We start from the raw sequence: 16964 nt of genomic DNA, 5'->3' as shown, positions 1-16964 counted from the left end.
TTTTCTGGAGAGGCACTCACGGGATACGAGTGTACTGGGTGGCGGCCTCCAACTGGGTTTTCCGTCGGGCCCCATGACTCGTGCGGCGGCAGCCCGTGAGACCGGGTCAGAGGGCTCATTGTGGGCCTTCGCCCGCCTTCAGGTATCATCGTCTCGCACGCCCCCGTAGCCCAATTGGCAGAGGCAACGGATTCAAAACCCGTCCAGTGTGAGTTCGAGTCTCACCGGGGGCACCATGGGCCGGAAAAGCCGGGAGGATCTCCCGGGATCCGACAAACGCCCGGGTGACGACAGTCACGCCGCGCGCCGGGAAGACCCACGCGCCCGCCACAGCACGATGACCGTCCCGGCCAGTCCGGCGACCACGAGGATCACACCGCTGATCACCGACGACCACCGCTCGGGCCACGGGAGCAACTGCGGGGGCGAGAGCATGTGGAGGAGCTGAGGCTCCGCCACCGCCCCGACCGGCACCAGGAGGCTGGCGACGACGCCTGTCCGGTCCGTGCGCGCGGCGAGCAGTCCACACAGGCCGAGCGGCACACACAGCAGCACACCGGCGTAGAACCACACCAGGTTGTCGCGCCAGATCGTGTCGGGGTAGATCCCCACCATCCGGCCGAATCCGTAGTGGATGATCAGGGTGAGCTCCGCCGCGACGCCCCCGCCCAGAGCAGACGGGAGGGGCCGGCGGAGTCGGTAGCCTGCGAACACGGCGACGGCGGCCCAGATTGTTCCGCTACTCAACAGCTTGCTAACGGTTTTCCGTACCACCGAGTAGGCGGTCAGCTGACCGCTCAGTTCAGCGGTGGATGTCCAGTTCGACACGGCGGACAGGACCCCCACAACGAGGCACACCGTGAGAATCTGGCGGACATCCCGCCAGAGGACCGGTTCCCCCGATCCGGCGTTCCAGGGTCGAGACCCGCGATCGTCTCTATTCATGCAGGTCATCATACCGGGCGCAGTGCGGCGGCGCCTTCGTCCTGGGCCGGACACCGACCCCTTCACAGCGCCGCTCCCGGCGTCCGCCGTGGCGAGCGGCGCCGAGCCATCCCGGACCGTGCCGACCTACGCCCCGGGGAGGGTCCGGGTACCGGTGAGCGGGCGCTGAACGGGTATACGGCTCGCCGGATCCCCACGATCGACACACGGCCACGTCTTCGTCGCTCCCCGCAGGCGTCCGCGGCGACCCCTCCCCTGATCGTCATCCGTGGCAACCCTCGGCGGGCCGGCGGTCGGACACCGTCGGAGCGCGTGATCCGCAACCGAGCTTCCGTTGAAGGCCTCGGCGGGTGGAATCCACCCATGGCCCGCACGTCATCCGTCACCCTGATGCCTGCGCCGTCGCCGTGGGTGACGGACACACCGTGGACAGATCGACCACCTCGTCCGGGGACGACCGGAAGCGACCGGACACAGCCCCGGAGGATGGGGTGACGGTCCCGGTCCCGGGTACTCAGCCCTTGGTGGCGACGATCTCGTCCGGCGTCGCGGGGAGGTCGACGGAGACCGGGTCCGTGCCTCCGGTCAGCACCACGGCGTGGAGTTTCCCTGCCGCGGGATCGGTGACGTAGGCGCGGTTTCCGGCGACGGCGAGCGCGGGGCGCGGTTCCTGCCACTCGTCCGGTTCCTCCCAGGGCTCGAGGACGTCGATGGTCCGGATCTCGCTGGCGGTACCGGGATCGATGAGGTGGAGCTTTCCGTCGGTCCCGAGAACGACCGCGTTGCCGTCGTCCGTCATGGCAAGTGAGCGGAAGGTGTAGGACGTCCCGAGGTCGACCAACCGGAGTTCACCGGTCTCGATGTCGATGATGCTGACCCGGGTGGGATGCTCACGGCGATCCTCCTCCGCCGCCTTCTGGTCGGATTTGTAGTCCCCGAGAACGAAGCGTGAGGTACCGTTTCCGACCTGGGTGGCGATCCGTCCGTAGGGATCGGGCGACGTTGCCTTGGTGACGCCGTCTCCACGGTGGATCAGCGCTCCGTCGGTGCAGCCGACCACGACGGCCCCGCCCCCGGCCTCAGCTGCCCCGTGTGCACCGGGACACTGTTCGAAACGCTTGAGCTCCGAACCGGACGCGTCGTATTCGGCGATGCCGATCCGTTCGGCATCGTCGTCCGCGATGGTGGCGACGTAGGTGCCGTCCTCGTTCCGGACCGCGATTCCGTGGTGCGGGGGCAACGTGAACTGCTCGGACACCGTCATGCCCCCCAGATCCACGTCGGTGACCGTTCCGGTCTTGTCGTCGAAGAGCACGGCGTGACCTTCTCCGCCGACGACATGTCCGGGCTTGACGGCGTCCACCGTGAACTGGAGCAGGGACGGGTCACCCGCGAAGTGGTGTGAGTGGTCACCGTGGCTCTGTGAGTAGGAGCCGATGTCGAGGACGCGGAATCCGCCGGGTGTGGAGACGAAGACGTGCCGGTCGTCACCGGCGCGGTTGAGCCGCAGGTATCCGTGCTCGGGCAGATCGGCGATGACCGCGGGCGCTGTTCCGGCCCCCGGATCCCCGGCGTCCAGGACGGTGATCCCGCCCTCATGGGCCACGGCGATCCTGGGCTGGGCACGGCGGGACTCGGCGAGCTCTCCCGCCTCTCCGTCGGATTCTCCGTCACGGTGTTCCGCGTTCGTCGTCGGCGGAGTCGTCTCACCGGAGAATGACGGGGTTTCCTCGGTGGAGGGGTCTGCGCCGCATGCCCCGAGCAGGAGCGCCGATGCGGCGAGAACCCCGATCAGGGTTCGGTTCTTGGTGGTGGATGTCATGGGGATAATTAAACGGTATTGATTTTCATTGTCAACTTCGGGTGGTTTTCCGGTACTCCCCCTCTCGAGTGTCGACCCGGACGCGGGACGCGTCTCCGCTCCCGGAGCCGGCGGGAAACCCGTGTAATCTTTCCCCGAACACCGCAGCCCGATCAGTCGGGAAGTTCGTACCGAAGGAAACCAGGAACCATGAGTCAGTCCCCATCACCAGCACGCACCCGTACGGGCATCGGCGAAATCCTGCTCAACGTGATCCGCGGCGGCCTCATCGCCCTGGCGGAACTCGTACCCGGAATATCGGGAGGGACCATCGCCCTCGTCGTCGGTGTCTACGAACGCGCCCTGGACGCGGGAAATGACCTCATCACGCTCGCGAAGTCCCTCGTCACCGACCGCCCCAACATCCGAAGGAACGCACGGGCGGTCGACTGGGGACTCATCCTCCCAGTCGGCGCTGGAATGCTCCTCACGGTATTCGCACTCGCCGGAGTCATGAAGAGTTTCGTCGAGAACCAACCTCAGCTCTCCCGGTCTCTGTTCCTCGGCATGGTCGCCGCCTCCATCATGGTTCCCCTCCAGATGGTGGACCGGACGGACCTGAGGAAGAGGAGTACTATCGCCGGGATTCTGTTCGCCGCCGCCACCGTCGGTACCTTCGTGCTCACCGGCTTCACTGCGGCCGAAAACACCTCGCCGGCACTGCCCCTCATCTTCGTCGCTGCGGCTTTCGCCGTCTGCGCCCTCGTCCTGCCGGGCGTCTCCGGCTCATTCCTCCTTCTGGCACTCGGGCTGTACGGTTTCGTCCTCGGCGCGGTGCATGATCGGGACCTCACGGTAATCGCGGTTTTCGTCGCGGGCGCCGGTACGGGAATCATCCTTTTCATCCGGCTGCTCGGGTACCTCATGCATCACCACCGCACGCTGACGCTGGTCACGATGGCGGGCCTGATGCTCGGGTCACTGCGAGCCCTCTGGCCGTGGCAGACCACGGACGCCGACCTCCTCGCCCCCGCCGGCAACGTCGGCCTGTCCGCCCTGTTCATCGTGATCGGCGCCGCGGCGGTCGTGGCCACGCTCTGGGCAGAGCGGATGACCCAGCATCGCAACCGCCAGGTGCAGGCACTCCGCAACCTCAACTGATCCGGAGACACCTGAGGAACACCGAGGACCGCAGCGACGCGCCGGGTAACTAAAGCAATTGTTAAGCTTGGGTTAGAATCGCTTCATGTTTTTCCACTTTCCCCGCACCGGCCGTACCGGGACCCGACTCGTCGCCACGCTGACGGCGTCGGTCCTGGCTCTCACAGCCTGCGTGACAAATGAAGAGACCGGCCACCCCGACGGGTGGGAGGAACTCGATATCGCCGCCGTCCCGGAGATCGCCGCCATGGTTCCCCCGGAGATCGCGGAGGACGGAAAGATCACGGTCGGAACGAACGTTCCCTACGCCCCCGCCGAGTTCAAGGACTCCGACGGCGAGATCATCGGATTCGACATCGACCTCGCCCGGGCCGTCGCACAGGTGATGGGACTCGAACTGGAGGTCGCGGAACAGGATTTCGCGCTCATCCTCCCATCGGTGAGCGCCGGCACGGTGGACTTCGGAGCGTCTAGCTTCACGGACAACGAGGAACGTCGACTGAGCTACGACTTCGTCGATTACCTCTACGCCGGTATCCAGTGGACCGCCCAGACCGGGAACCCCGTCGATCCGGACAACGCATGCGGAATGACGGTGTCCGTCCAACGCAACACCGTCAGCGAGACCGATGACATCAACCCCAAATCGGAGGCGTGCGTCGAAGCCGGGCTGGAGCCGATCACCAAACTCGCGTACGACTCCTCCGACGGAGCCGCCACGGCACTTGTCCTCGGGCGGGCGGACGCGATGTCGAGTGACTCACCGGTCGCCGCCTTCGCTGTCGCCCGTGCCGACGGGAAAATCGAGATCACCGGCGATCTCTTCGATGCGACCCCGTACGGCTGGCCGGTGCCGAAGCAGTCCCCGCTCGGTCCCGCTCTCGCGGCCGCACTCCAGCACCTGGTGGATACCGGGGACTATGAACGCATACTCGGCTTCTGGGGAATCGAGCATGGCCTCATCGAGACCGCCCAGATCAACGGTGAGCCGTACCGGCCCTGACCGGCGTTCCCCCTTCCCGAACTCGCCCGACATTCTCACAGACACAGAGGACATTCATGTCACACACCACCGCCACGGCGCCCAAACCCATCGAGGCGAAGCAACTGCGCCATCCGGGCCGCTGGATCGCCTCGGCCCTCCTGCTGCTCATCGCCGTCGGAGTGATCTACTCGGTCGCCACCAACGAGGCATTCTCCTGGGACGTCTACCGCAGCTACGTCTTCGACACCCGGATCCTCACCGCGGCCGGACGTACGATCCTCCTGACAATTCTCGCGATGATCATCGGTGTCGTCCTCGGTGCCATCATGGCGGTGCTCCGGATGTCGCCGAACCCGGTCATGCGGTCGGTGTCGTGGCTCTACCTCTGGATCTTCCGGGGCACCCCGGTATACGTGCAGCTCGTGTTCTGGGGTCTGCTATCGACCCTGTATCAGACCATCAACGTCGGTATCGCCGAGATCGACGTGCAGACACTCCTCCAGAACACTTTCTTCCTCGCAGCGCTCGGCCTCGGGCTCAACGAGTCCGCGTACATGGCGGAGATCGTGCGCGCTGGCATCCAGGCGGTACCGGAGGGACAGACCGAAGCGTCCAAGGCGCTAGGCATGAGCTGGTCGCAGACGATCCGACGCACGATCCTTCCCCAGGCCATGCGGATCATCATCCCCCCGACGGGCAACGAGCTGATCTCGATGCTCAAAACCACCTCCCTCGTGGTGGCGGTGCCCTACTCACTCGAGTTGTTTGGCCGTTCTATGGACATCGCGAACAGCCTCTTCCAGCCCGTCCCAATGCTGATGGTCGCCGCGACCTGGTATCTGGTGATCACCTCGGTGCTTATGGTCGGCCAATACTACCTGGAGCGCCATTTCGCCCGCGGTTCCTCCCGCGAACTGTCCTCCCGCCAGCTCGCCGCCCTCGCTGACGCTGAGGGCGTCCCGCCGAGTAATGTCTCCGTCTCCCCCACCACGAAGTAGGACAATTCACATGACTGACCTCATGATTGACGCACAGCAGGTGTGCAAGAGCTTCGGACAGCTCCAGGTGCTCAAGGGTATCGATCTCCAGGTGTCTCGGGGATCCGTCACCTGTCTGATCGGTCCCTCCGGCTCCGGTAAATCAACACTGCTGCGCTGTGTGAACCACCTCGAGAAATTCAATGCGGGACGCCTTTACGTCGATGGTGAACTGATCGGGTACCGCGAACGCGACGGTGTTCTCCACGAAATCTCCGAGAAAGAGGCCGCCCGCCAGCGTGCCGACATCGGGATGGTCTTCCAGAGCTTCAACCTCTTCCCCCATCGCACCGTCATCGAGAACATCATCGAGGCCCCGATCCAGGTCAAACGTGTCCCCGTAGACAAGGCCCGGAAGAAGGCCTTCGAACTGCTCGATCAGGTGGGTCTTGTCCACAAAGCCGACGCATACCCGGTCCAGCTGTCCGGTGGCCAGCAGCAGCGCGTTGCTATTGCTCGTGCGGTCGCGATGGACCCGAAGCTAATGCTCTTCGACGAGCCGACCTCCGCACTTGATCCCGAACTCGTCGGTGAGGTTCTCGGCGTGATGAAACAGCTCGCCGCCGCCGGTATGACCATGCTCGTGGTCACACACGAGATGGGGTTCGCCCGCGAGGTCGCAGACCAGGTCGCCTTCATGGACGCCGGTGTGGTCGTCGAGGCCGGACCGCCCTCCCAGGTGATCTCCGCGCCACAGCACGAACGCACCCAGGCGTTTCTCTCCTCAATACTCTGAGAGACGACTGCCGCTAGGTTCAGCGGCGGGGCAGGGCGTGGCGGCGGAGATGAGGAGATCACAGGAGGGCACCGTGTCCCCGGGTCCCCCGTCATCACCGCTCACGCTCACTGATCGTTGGAGACACGCGAACACAAGGGCACTAGTTTCCTCGTACCGGTTTGCCGCGGCGGCGCTTCCGGAGTCTCCTCCGACTCCCTGCAGGTTGACTGGTGTATCTCCGGGAACCAGGACAAAGAATTCGCGTTCGATCCGGCCCAGCTCCCGATCATCCGCGAGGTGTCTCTCCCGCGTCTCCTTCCAGATGGCATCGTCAGAATCGGACCCGATGTATCCAATGTGGAGCCGATCCGCATCAAACGGTATGAATCGCTCTGCGCGGAGCCGCCACGCACCTGCCTCCCGCAGCAGCGTCTTCACATGGTCCAGCTCGGTCCGGGTACAGAACAGACCGATCGTCATCACGTCGTGGTCTTGCGTTGCGCCATCGTTCCCGCACTTTACCCGTCTCGAGCCATCACAGTCAGTCGGGTATCAGGAGCCGAGCGAGACGACACCCTGAATGATCGCGGTGGTCCCACCGAGCCCGGCGACGGACAACGCGATCCGACGGGCGATCTCCCGAGGGATGGCCCGCGACAGCATGGTGCCGCCGAAGATCCCCACGAGCATACCGACAAAGGCCACCGGCCAGATCGCGAGCGGCACGGCGGTCACAGAACTGGCACCGAGGAGAATCTTCAGGATGAAGGACAGCCCACCCGAGATCACGAACAGCGGTTGCAGAGTCGCGGCGAGCATCTGGTGCTTCCAGCGCGCGGCCTGTGCGTATACGGTGATAGCGGGACCAGCGGCACCGGCGAGGGTATTCATGAACCCGCCGATGACACCGGCCGTGAACAGACTTCCGTTGCCAGAGACATGAGGAATGTGTCGCCGTCCTCCGAGGACCACCGCCAAGGCAATGAGGAGAAGTGCACCGACGATAATTTGCAGCGGTGCCGCGTTGATCGCACGGATGAGGAATACCCCGGGAAAAGCTCCCAAGAGAAGGGGGACGGCGAGGAGCTTGACCTTCCGCCAGTCCACATACTGCCGCACAGTCCAGGTGGTCAGCGCCGCGTTCACGGCTGCCAGGGCGTTGACCACCAGAACACCGTCTGCGGGGCCCAGCAGTATCGCCAGGACCGGGACGACGAGGAGTCCGAATCCCATACCTGATATGCGCTGCAGGCAGGACCCCAGGATGACGATGATCACCGTGATCGAGACGGTGGCTAGGACGCTCATGCGGGGAATCGTACAGCCGCAGCCGGAATTCACCGCGTCGACCCCAAACTAGGCAACTCCAGTCTCGCTTTCGCAGGCCCGCCGCTACTGGAGCCTGTGGAAATATAGACTTGATAGTCTGGCAAAGGGGTACAGCGGGGGTGAAATCGGGAGGTCGGTTGTCACTGCCCGTTCAGCCTCCGGAGCTCACAATGAACCGGCGGCACTGAACCGCAGGGTCAGCTGGGGTAGGACAGTTGGTGGCGGAACATTCTTCCCGACCCGCCGCTCGACCAGTCTCTTACATCCGAATGTTCGGTGAGTTCCGCGGAGGTCAGTGGCCTGTGTCTCCGCCGGAGAACTTCGCCCGGATCTCCCTGGCGACATTCGGCGGGAGGATCCCGGAGACATCACCACCGTGCCGGGCCACTTCCTTGCACAACGTGGAAGAGATGTACCCGTACTTGGGGTCCGTCAAGAGAAAGAACGTGTCCACTCCCGACAACCTCCTGTTGATTTGCGCCATCGGCAGCTCGTACTCGTAGTCAATCCCGGACCGGAGGCCCTTTACCAGGGCGGTCACACCGTTCTGCGTGGTGTAATCGACGAGGAGACCAGACCAGGTATCGACGGTGATTCCCGGTATCCCGGAGACTGCGGTCTCGATGAGCCGGACCCGTTCCTCCATGGTGAACAGGCCCTGCTTCTTCGGATTGACCGTGACCAATACCGTGACCTCACCGAACTGGTCGGCGGCCCGCTGGAATATATCGAGATGTCCCATGGTGACGGGATCGAAGGAACCCGGGCAGACGACCCTCATTGTCACTCCCCTGTCTCATCATCGGGTGAGCGCACACCAGTCACGTTTCCGGTGACATCCCCAACCAGATCGGCATGGAAGACCGCCATATCCATCCGCGCCCGACCGTAGGTGCGCTTCTTCAGTTTCTGGGTCGTCGGTACATAGCAGGCAGGCCAGGCCGTTTCCGGGGAGTCGATGTGCCGTTCGACGACAACGGCGGCGCCATCCGCGAGTGCGGGCATCAGGGCAGTCAGCATCTCCGCCACCGCCTCATCCGCAAGCTCGTAGGGTGGATCTGCGAGGACCATGTCGAAGTGTCCACGGGGTGCACCCGCGACGTAGACGGAGGCCTTCATCTCCGCGACGGTGACGTTCGGGTGTCCGACCACCGTGGCATTGTGGCGGATGGTGTCTGCGGCAACCCGGTTGTTCTCGACAAGCACGACTTCATCGGCGCCACGGGACGCTGCTTCGAGACCGAGCGCACCGGAGCCTGCGAACAGATCCAGGACCCGTCTACCGGCAAATCCGAAACGCACCTGCAGCGAGGAGAATAGTCCCTCCCGTGCCCGATCACTGGTGGGACGTGTTCCCACCGGCGGCACTTTGATCTTCCGACCCCGAGCCTCACCGGAAATGATGCGGGTCAGGCCCATGTCAGTTCTCCTCCAATTCAAGCAATTCAAGTAGCACGTCACCGCCGGTCACATCGGCGAAGTCGGGGAATCTCCGCGCACGGACTACTCCGGGACCCGGGGCGAGGACGGGGGCCTCAAGTTTGACCGTCTCGACGACGGCGACGGGGTACCCGGTGTCGACGTGTTCGCCGTCCGCGACCATGTAGCGGACTATTCCGGCGAACGGAGCACAGATTCTCATGGCTTTCAGCCTATCGCACCGACGGAATGGGGCGGGCACGTAACCGGAGGCTGCCGCACAGGGAAAACTAGCCCCTAATCGGGGGCGCTACACTTAGTAAATCCGCTGCGGACAGACCCCGGATAGAGCAGAATCGCAACCAGACGGTTCGTCGTCGGTCCCGTTACCATCAGACATATCCGCCGATCCGACTTCGGCGGGGGAGCCCGAGGAGAGACCATGTCCCCAGAACGACCACCAACCGATCCTTCCGATACCGCTAGCGGTCGCGGGCCCAGTCCCGTCGATCCGCAGTTCAGACCAGGGGCCCCATACCCCCGTATCCCGGGGTCGGCGTCTGACGGGGGGTTCGGCTGGTCCGGGCCGGGACCTTCCGGGGGTACTCCGCCGGGTCCGCCCCCGGGGTTCTTTCCATCGTCACCGGGGCAGGGCGCCCCCCAGGGGCCGCCGCCCGGGCCCCCTCCCCCCCATCCCCCCGGGTGGCAGGCAGGACAGTCCCCCGCTCCTCAACCCCGGGGAGACCAACGGAGGCACTCCGCAGAACAGGACAAGGAACGGAAACCGTTCCTCCGTAGGTTCGGGATGTTCTTCGCCGGTTTCGTGGCGGGCCTCATGACCTGGGCGGTGCTCCTCGGCATCTCCTCCTACATGGCCGCACGCGAGCTAGAGAATTCGCAGAAGATTCTGTATCTCGAGGACGGACCCAGCGTCGGGCCCGGGAAACAGAAGGTCGGCGTCACCACCGCATACAGCTGGTACTGGGCCCCTGGTGGTGACTCCTGCACCTGGCGCGTTCTTGACGGCCAGGGGCAGGTAATCGCCGAGAAGAGTAACTGGGTCAATCAGATGGTTGACCTCGGCGATCCAAAAGCCGTGGTCTTCGAGTCCCTGGGATGCGGCGATTGGCATCCCATCATGTATCCGTTGGAGGAGCTGCGGGGACCGGACGCGCCCCGGGTGGAACCGGTTCCGCAGGGACGTACCGAAGGAATCTCGCTCTAGAGCGAGACGGGAACCGGGGCGCTCATTAGGTGTCGGATGACGCTCCCGTCGTCATCGGCGTCCCGATGGTTTCCGGAGAGAGGTTCCCTCCGGTCGCACAACAGGTGGTAGTGATCATTCCCACAGAACACCACCACCCCCAGTCAACCTGCGAAAATACCCATCCTGCCAGTGTTTACCCGACACCGACAGCTATCCGGGGGACCTATTCACCCCCGTCTTCAGTGTTCTCTCCTGCACTCGAGTACCGACCCGGCGTAGCGTCAAAAATGATGACGCGATGAGCTCACCATGGAGCCTGATGCCCCCGTTTGATTCGGGGAATAGAAGGCCAGTCGAACGCGATGGGTTATTCGACCGCTGGACACCAGTCTGATGGAGCTTGTTTGCGTGAGTGAACCTGATTACCCGGATCCCCAGTTGATCCCCAGTCTTGGAAAGGTCTGAAGTAACCGTGACCACTTTCGCTCCAACCCCCACCGACACCGACTCTCCCTGGGAGGGGTTCGAGCCCGGCCCTTGGTGTGACCATATTGATGTCCGTGATTTCGTACAACGGAACTACTCTCCCTACACAGGTGATGCGGAATTCCTGTCCGGTCCGACCGCCAAGACCCTTCGGGTCTGGAACACTCTGGAAAAGAACTACCTGTCCGAGGAACGCCGACGCCGGGTGTACGACGTAGACACACAGACCCCAGCCGACATCGATGCATTCCCCGCCGGATACATTTCCGATGACGACAACGTCGTCGTCGGACTGCAGACGGACGTTCCACTCAAGCGAGCAATGATGCCCAACGGCGGTTGGCGAATGGTGGAGCAGGCCATCCGCGAGGCGGGCAAGGAACCCGACAAGCGCGTCAAAGAGATCTTCACCCGTTACCGTAAAACACACAATGACGCCGTCTTCGAAATCTACACTCCACGGATCCGCGCGGCCCGTTCGTCCCACATCGTGACCGGTCTCCCGGACGCCTATGGACGTGGCCGCATCATCGGTGACTACCGCCGCGTCGCTCTCTACGGCGTCGACCGCCTCATCGAGGACAAGGAGGCCGCCAAGCACGCGGTCGGTTCGAATCCGTTCAGCGAGCACTGGTGCCGCTACCGCGAGGAGCACTCCGAACAGATCAAAGCCCTGAAGAAGCTGAAGAAGATGGCCGCGGACTACGGGTTCGATATCTCCCGTCCGGCGACCACCGCGCAGGAGGCTGTGCAATGGACCTACTTCGGCTACCTCGCCTCGGTGAAGAGCCAGGACGGTGCGGCCATGTCCTTCGGTAGGCTCTCCCCGTTCTTCGACATCTACTTCGAACGTGACCTCGCCGCAGGCCGAATCACTGAGGAGGATGCCCAGGAGATCATCGACCAACTGGTCCTGAAGCTCCGGATCGTCCGGTTCCTGCGCACCATCGACTACGACCAGATCTTCTCCGGCGACCCCTACTGGGCCACCTGGTCAGATGCGGGCTTCGGCGAGGACGGACGCCCACTGGTCACAAAAACCGCGTTCCGTCTGCTGCAGACCCTGCGCAATCTCGGCCCGGCACCGGAGCCGAACATAACGGTGTTCTGGGATCCAGCACTACCCGAGGGATACAAGGAATTCTGCGCAGCGATCTCCATCGAAACCTCTTCGATCCAATACGAGTCCGACCAGCAGATCCGGTCACACTGGGGTGATGACGCCGCAATCGCCTGCTGCGTCTCCCCCATGACCGTCGGCAAGCAGATGCAGTTCTTCGGCGCGCGTGTCAACGCGGCCAAGGCCCTGCTCTACGCCATGAACGGCGGACGTGACGAGGTATCTGGAAAACAGATCGTCGAAGGGTTCACCCCCGTCGAGGGCGATGGCCCGCTCGATTTCGACGAGGTCTGGCGCAAGTACGAGGACATGCTGGACTGGGTGATCGGCACCTATGTCGAGGCCCTGAACATCATCCACTACTGCCACGACCGTTACGCCTACGAGGCGGTGGAGATGGCCCTCCACGATTCGGACATCCAGCGCACGATGGGCTGCGGCATTGCCGGCCTGTCTATCGTCGCGGACTCTCTCTCCGCGATCAGGTATGCGAAGGTCTACCCCGTCCGCGACGAGACCGGGTTGATCGTCGACTACCGCACCGAGGGCGACTTCCCCATCTACGGCAACGACGACGATCGGGCCGACGACATCGCGGCAACGATCGTGCACACCGTGATGGCGAAGATCAAGGAGATCCCGATGTACCGGGACGCCATCCCGACCCAGTCAGTGCTGACCATCACCTCGAACGTCGTCTACGGCAAGGCCACCGGGTCTTTCCCTTCAGGTCACAAGGCCGGTACACCGTTTGCCCCGGGCGCGAACCCCGAAAACGCACTCGACTCACACGGCATGGTCGCCTCGATGCTGTCGGTGGGCAAACTCGACTACAACGACGCCCTGGACGGCATTTCGCTGACCAACACCATCACCCCGTCCGGCCTCGGCCGAACCCCGGACGAGAGAATCCGCAACCTCGTGGGCGTTCTCGACGCCGGTTTCTACATCGACGAGACCGACTGACCCCCTCTCACCCGCCACAACTGTAAAGGAGCACCACAATCATGTCCTCTCTTTCCTTCGACGAGCGTCTCGCAGATATGAAGGCGAACCGCGCCGCCACCCACTCCGGCTCCGGTCTCTACCACGCGAACATCAACGTCCTCGACCGTTCGACTCTCGAAGACGCGGTAGAGAACCCCGAGAAGTACCCGAACTTGACAGTGCGGGTGTCGGGCTACGCCGTGAACTTCGTGAAACTGACGAAGGAGCAGCAGCTCGACGTCATCTCCCGTACGTTCCATGAGGGTGCCTGACACCGCCACCGGGATCATCACCCGCTAAGGAACGGAAGTACCGCAAAGGAGCTGCACCACCATGTCTGACGGCATCAACTCCCCCGTCATCATCGCCCCCTCAGAGGGACCGAAGGTGCGGGGAACCGCCGAGGGCATCGGTGGTGCTCACTCCGTACTCCCCGATGACGCCGAAGGCCGCAGAAAACTGTTAGCGGCCCGGCGTACCGGTGACATCGGCCTGGTCCACTCCTGGGAGCTGGTAACCGCTGTCGATGGTCCCGGAACCCGAATGACGCTGTTTCTCTCCGGATGTCCGTTGCGCTGCCAGTACTGCCACAATCCGGACACGATGGAGATGCGAACCGGAACCCTGGAAACCGCGGACGACATTATTGCCAAGGTGAAGCGCTACCGGGGAGTTTTTCGCGCGTCCGGAGGTGGACTCACCATTTCAGGCGGCGAACCGCTGTTCCAGATCGCGTTCGCGCGGCGCGTGTTCACCGCCATCCACGACGCCGGGATCCATGTCGCTGTGGACACGTCCGGGTACCTCGGTTCCCGGTTGACGGATGTTGACCTGGATTCGATCGACCTTTTTCTCCTCGACGTGAAATCCGGCGATCCGGACACGTATCGTCTTGTGACCGGCCGCGAACTGCAGCCGACCATCGACTTCGGTGATCGCCTCGCGGCACACAGAAAGAAGATCTGGATTCGGTTCGTTCTCGTCCCCGGCCTCACTGACGACCCCGACAACGTGGGCAAAGTATGCGACATCGTCTCACGGTGGAAGGAATCCATCGAGCGGATCGAGGTCCTGCCCTTCCACAACATGGGCCGGGACAAATGGCACGAACTGGGCATGCACTACACCCTGGAGGACACCAAGCCGCCCTCCCCGGAGGCGACCGAGGCCGTACGGGACCGTTTCCGCGCACTCGGATTCACCGTCCACTAGATGTTCCCGTTCACCTGGGCATCCCGGGCACACGACACCAGTCCCTCCCTCTCAGGCACAGTCAGGCGCCCCATTCCGCCGGCGATCCTCATGGGCTGAGGGCCACCCTGAGCACACCTCATGCAGGATCCACCCACTGTCTCCCGTTGGTTACGGCCGACCCGCCGGGCTGGAGAGACCGCTCCCTCGTCCGGCGAAACAGGTGGTTGCGGGGATAACGTCCCCACGTACCCGCACTGGGACCGGGACGGACACTGTCGCTTCGTCGTGGTCGGCATCGCGACGGTACAGGGTCGCCGCGATGCCGCAGTGGTCGTCTACCCAGCGCCAGTGCACCTCCCACGACGACGGGTGCGATGACTCCACAGCGCAGGCGACCAAACCGCGGACACACTGCGTTCATCCGGACGATCTTTCCCCGGTGCGCCTCATCGACTCAGGCCTTGTCGATGAATTCCTGTTCCTCAAGCTCGACGTCGCTGACCAACTGTTCCGCGAGAACGCGGTTCCTGGTCACGAGCTCCGTCGCGTCGCGCGATGCCCGCTCGATCATCTGGGCATCGTCGATGAGGTCGAGCAGCCTGACGTGGCGCCGTCCACCGGACTGTGCGGTCCCCAGGACGTCCCCCTCCTGCCGCGAGCGCAGATCCAGCTCCGCGAGCCGGAAACCATCCGTCGTCGCGGCGATCGCACTGATCCTCGCGAAGGAATCAGAGTCCTCGGGTTGGTCGGTGTGGAGAAGGCAGAGTGAGGCGTGTCCGCCGCGGCCCACCCGCCCGCGGAGCTGGTGCAGTTGGCTGACACCGAAATTGTCGGATTCTCGGATGTACATCACCGTGGCGTTGGGCACGTCGATGCCGACCTCGATGACGGTCGTGGACACGAGGACGTCGATCCCGCCTGCGGCGAAGTCGGACATCACCCGGTCCTTGTCATCTGGATGCATCCTGCCGTGGAGCAGCCCCACGGTGAGCTCGGGGAAGATCTGTTCGCGGAGGGTCTCGAAGGTCTCGATGACCCCACCCTCTCCGTCGATGCGCGGGCACACGACGAACGCCTGATGACCCGCCGCCGCCTCCTCGCGGATCCGCTCCCACGCCCGGCGGACCCAGGCGGGCTTAGAGCCGGGCACGACGGAACTGCTGATCGGGCGCCGACCGCCGGGTAGTTCGCGAAGCGTGGAGACCCGGAGATCACCGAACGCCGTCATCGCGATGGTGCGGGGAATCGGGGTCGCCGTCATCACCAGCAGGTGGGGTGTCATGCCGTCACGTCCGGCGCTGCGCAGCCGGTCGCGCTGTTCGACACCGAAGCGGTGCTGCTCGTCGACGACGACCAACCCGAGATCAAAGAACTCGACGCCGTCCTGGATCAGGGCATGCGTTCCGACAACGATGTCGGTCTGCCCGGAGACGGTGTCTAGCAGCGCCTGTCGACGGCGTGCGACGGTCATCGATCCGGTCAGCACCGTCACGGTCGCGGGCACACCGGCCGCCATGAGGGTCGCCGTGATGCTGCGGGCATGCTGGACGGCGAGTACCTCGGTCGGGGCGAGCAGCGCGCACTGCCTGCCGGAGTCGACGACCTGGAGCATCGCCAGCAGCGCGACGATCGTCTTACCGGAACCAACCTCTCCTTGCAGGAGCCTGCTCATCGGTACCGGGGCAGCGAGTTCACCGGTGATATCGGCGCCCACCGCCTCCTGGCCCGCGGTAAGCGGGAACGGTAGGTTGGCGAGCATCATCGCCTTCTGCCCGGCTCGGATCTCGGGGCAGGCGGGTGCGACACGGGCGGCGGCATCCGCGCGCCGCAGGGCCATGACGAGCGCCAGCGACAGTGCCTCGTTGTATTTCAGACGCTCGATGAACGGCTCCGGCCCCCGGGTGTCAGGCTGGTGGATTCCACGGATTGCCTCGTCGAAACCGACCATACCGGCGGGCACCACGTCAAGCGGTTCGGGTATCTCTGGTGTCTGTCTGAGCACGGCGTTCACCGCACCGAGCAATGCCCAACTGGTTACCCCCTTCTTACCCGGATAGACCGCGAGGTACTCGAGCTGGGAGAGCAGCTCCTCGAGTTCCTCCGGGGAGCCGAAATCACCGAGGGTGCGCAGCGAACCAGTCGCGAACTGTCTCCGCCCGGGTTCGGGCAGGATGACGTACGCGGGGTGGGAGATCTCCGCCTGTCCCCGGTAGATCCGGAGTTTTCCGGAGAACATCGCCCGGACACCAGTCTTGAGCTGTCTCGCCGGGAGTTTCGCCTGGAAGAAGGTGGCTGAGAGGGTGTTCGCGCCGTCACTGATCGTGATGCGGTGCATCTGCTTTCCAGTGGACGTGTACCCGGTCGTGGCCGAGATCACGGTACCGACACAGGTGACAGTATCGCCCGGCGCCGCGGCATCGACGTTGACTCCGGCGCCGTGGTGTGACCAGGCGCGCGGAAAGTGCAGGAGGAGTTCGTCGACGGTGGTGTATCCGAATGCCTTCTTGAGTGCGGCGGCGTTCTTCTTCGGGATCAGATCGTCGATTCTCCGGGGGTCGAGCCAACCGAGCATGGC

At 64.0% G+C, this 16964-nt stretch carries 16 protein-coding genes and 1 tRNA gene; 9 read left to right on the top strand and 8 right to left on the bottom strand.

The genetic code is table 11. From position 1 onward, the window contains the following. The first annotated feature begins 159 nt into the window (after window positions 1–159). A tRNA-Leu gene (locus tag JDV76_RS04985) sits at window positions 160–236 on the top strand. 58 nt (window positions 237–294) lie between these two features. Here the strand turns inward: JDV76_RS04985 and JDV76_RS04980 are convergent. Further along, window positions 295–945: a hypothetical protein gene (locus JDV76_RS04980; protein WP_198735758.1), complete on the bottom strand. Its 651-nt coding sequence runs from the start codon at window positions 943–945 to the stop codon at window positions 295–297. Window positions 946–1459: 514 nt separating this feature from the next. Then, window positions 1460–2767 (bottom strand): hypothetical protein, encoded by a 1308-nt coding sequence (locus tag JDV76_RS04975; protein ID WP_198735757.1) that lies wholly within the window; start codon window positions 2765–2767, stop codon window positions 1460–1462. A gap of 189 nt (window positions 2768–2956) precedes the next feature. Here JDV76_RS04975 and JDV76_RS04970 point away from each other — a divergent pair, with 189 nt between their 5' ends. The 4 genes from JDV76_RS04970 (at window position 2957) to JDV76_RS04955 (ending at window position 6665) form a co-directional block, all read left to right on the top strand. Further along, a complete protein-coding gene (locus tag JDV76_RS04970) occupies window positions 2957–3907 on the top strand; it encodes a DUF368 domain-containing protein (RefSeq protein WP_198735756.1) in 951 nt (316 codons plus the stop codon). A gap of 85 nt (window positions 3908–3992) precedes the next feature. Continuing rightward, window positions 3993–4910: an ABC transporter substrate-binding protein gene (locus JDV76_RS04965; protein WP_198735755.1), complete on the top strand. Its 918-nt coding sequence runs from the start codon at window positions 3993–3995 to the stop codon at window positions 4908–4910. A 56-nt stretch (window positions 4911–4966) separates the two neighbouring features. Further along, window positions 4967–5890: an amino acid ABC transporter permease gene (locus tag JDV76_RS04960; protein WP_198735754.1), complete on the top strand. Its 924-nt coding sequence runs from the start codon at window positions 4967–4969 to the stop codon at window positions 5888–5890. Between the two features lie 10 nt (window positions 5891–5900). After that, window positions 5901–6665 (top strand): amino acid ABC transporter ATP-binding protein, encoded by a 765-nt coding sequence (locus JDV76_RS04955; RefSeq protein WP_272487623.1) that lies wholly within the window; start codon window positions 5901–5903, stop codon window positions 6663–6665. On the opposite strand, the gene JDV76_RS04950 is transcribed toward JDV76_RS04955, so the two are convergent. The 5 genes from JDV76_RS04950 to JDV76_RS04930 all read right to left on the bottom strand — a co-directional run bounded on the left by JDV76_RS04950 (window position 6654) and on the right by JDV76_RS04930 (window position 9618). Further along, a complete protein-coding gene (locus JDV76_RS04950; RefSeq protein ID WP_198735753.1) occupies window positions 6654–7127 on the bottom strand; it encodes a hypothetical protein in 474 nt (157 codons plus the stop codon). The genes JDV76_RS04955 and JDV76_RS04950 overlap by 12 nt on opposite strands. 72 nt (window positions 7128–7199) lie before the next feature. Beyond that, window positions 7200–7955, bottom strand: a complete 756-nt coding sequence (locus tag JDV76_RS04945; RefSeq protein ID WP_198735752.1) for a sulfite exporter TauE/SafE family protein — start codon at window positions 7953–7955, stop codon at window positions 7200–7202. Between the two features lie 313 nt (window positions 7956–8268). Then, window positions 8269–8757: a pantetheine-phosphate adenylyltransferase gene (coaD, locus tag JDV76_RS04940; RefSeq protein WP_198735751.1), complete on the bottom strand. Its 489-nt coding sequence runs from the start codon at window positions 8755–8757 to the stop codon at window positions 8269–8271. Window positions 8758–8759: 2 nt separating this feature from the next. Then, window positions 8760–9389, bottom strand: coding sequence for an RsmD family RNA methyltransferase (locus tag JDV76_RS04935; RefSeq protein ID WP_198735823.1), 630 nt, complete (start codon window positions 9387–9389; stop codon window positions 8760–8762). Window positions 9390–9396: 7 nt separating this feature from the next. Beyond that, window positions 9397–9618 (bottom strand): acyl-CoA carboxylase biotin carboxyl carrier protein subunit, encoded by a 222-nt coding sequence (locus tag JDV76_RS04930; RefSeq protein WP_198735750.1) that lies wholly within the window; start codon window positions 9616–9618, stop codon window positions 9397–9399. Window positions 9619–10200: 582 nt separating this feature from the next. On the opposite strand from JDV76_RS04930, the gene JDV76_RS04925 reads away from it, so the two are divergent. From JDV76_RS04925 to pflA, 4 genes are all read left to right on the top strand, one after another. Next, window positions 10201–10620 (top strand): hypothetical protein, encoded by a 420-nt coding sequence (locus tag JDV76_RS04925; RefSeq protein ID WP_198735749.1) that lies wholly within the window; start codon window positions 10201–10203, stop codon window positions 10618–10620. 454 nt (window positions 10621–11074) lie between these two features. Next, complete coding sequence (locus JDV76_RS04920; RefSeq protein WP_198735748.1) at window positions 11075–13174, top strand: pyruvate formate lyase family protein; 2100 nt, start codon at window positions 11075–11077, stop codon at window positions 13172–13174. Window positions 13175–13215: 41 nt separating this feature from the next. Next, window positions 13216–13467, top strand: a complete 252-nt coding sequence (grcA2, locus tag JDV76_RS12785; protein WP_198735747.1) for an autonomous glycyl radical cofactor GrcA2 — start codon at window positions 13216–13218, stop codon at window positions 13465–13467. Window positions 13468–13528: 61 nt separating this feature from the next. Continuing rightward, on the top strand, window positions 13529–14407 hold the full coding sequence (gene pflA / locus JDV76_RS04910) for a pyruvate formate-lyase-activating protein (RefSeq protein ID WP_198735746.1): 879 nt from the start codon (window positions 13529–13531) through the stop codon (window positions 14405–14407). A 436-nt stretch (window positions 14408–14843) separates the two neighbouring features. On the opposite strand, the gene JDV76_RS04905 is transcribed toward pflA, so the two are convergent. Next, window positions 14844–16961, bottom strand: coding sequence for an ATP-dependent DNA helicase RecG (locus JDV76_RS04905; RefSeq protein ID WP_198735745.1), 2118 nt, complete (start codon window positions 16959–16961; stop codon window positions 14844–14846). Window positions 16962–16964 lie beyond the last annotated feature (3 nt).

The organism is Corynebacterium marambiense, from assembly GCF_016342275.1.
Taxonomy (GTDB): Bacteria; Actinomycetota; Actinomycetes; order Mycobacteriales; family Mycobacteriaceae; genus Corynebacterium; species Corynebacterium marambiense.
This window is presented reverse-complemented; position numbering and strand designations above follow the sequence as displayed.

Excerpts from the sequence above, each read along its gene's own strand:
- JDV76_RS04950 (WP_198735753.1), bottom strand. The coding sequence starts at position 7,127 with ATGACGATCGGTCTGTTCTGTACCCGGACCGAGCTGGACCATGTGAAG.
- coaD (WP_198735751.1), bottom strand. The coding sequence starts at position 8,757 with ATGAGGGTCGTCTGCCCGGGTTCCTTCGATCCCGTCACCATGGGACAT.
- grcA2 (WP_198735747.1), top strand. The coding sequence starts at position 13,216 with ATGTCCTCTCTTTCCTTCGACGAGCGTCTCGCAGATATGAAGGCGAAC.
- JDV76_RS04955 (WP_272487623.1), top strand. The coding sequence starts at position 5,901 with ATGACTGACCTCATGATTGACGCACAGCAGGTGTGCAAGAGCTTCGGA.
- JDV76_RS04945 (WP_198735752.1), bottom strand. The coding sequence starts at position 7,955 with ATGAGCGTCCTAGCCACCGTCTCGATCACGGTGATCATCGTCATCCTG.
- JDV76_RS04975 (WP_198735757.1), bottom strand. The coding sequence starts at position 2,767 with ATGACATCCACCACCAAGAACCGAACCCTGATCGGGGTTCTCGCCGCA.
- JDV76_RS04960 (WP_198735754.1), top strand. The coding sequence starts at position 4,967 with ATGTCACACACCACCGCCACGGCGCCCAAACCCATCGAGGCGAAGCAA.
- JDV76_RS04925 (WP_198735749.1), top strand. The coding sequence starts at position 10,201 with ATGTTCTTCGCCGGTTTCGTGGCGGGCCTCATGACCTGGGCGGTGCTC.
- JDV76_RS04970 (WP_198735756.1), top strand. The coding sequence starts at position 2,957 with ATGAGTCAGTCCCCATCACCAGCACGCACCCGTACGGGCATCGGCGAA.
- JDV76_RS04965 (WP_198735755.1), top strand. The coding sequence starts at position 3,993 with ATGTTTTTCCACTTTCCCCGCACCGGCCGTACCGGGACCCGACTCGTC.
- pflA (WP_198735746.1), top strand. The coding sequence starts at position 13,529 with ATGTCTGACGGCATCAACTCCCCCGTCATCATCGCCCCCTCAGAGGGA.
- JDV76_RS04980 (WP_198735758.1), bottom strand. The coding sequence starts at position 945 with ATGAATAGAGACGATCGCGGGTCTCGACCCTGGAACGCCGGATCGGGG.
- JDV76_RS04930 (WP_198735750.1), bottom strand. The coding sequence starts at position 9,618 with ATGAGAATCTGTGCTCCGTTCGCCGGAATAGTCCGCTACATGGTCGCG.
- JDV76_RS04905 (WP_198735745.1), bottom strand. The coding sequence starts at position 16,961 with ATGCTCGGTTGGCTCGACCCCCGGAGAATCGACGATCTGATCCCGAAG.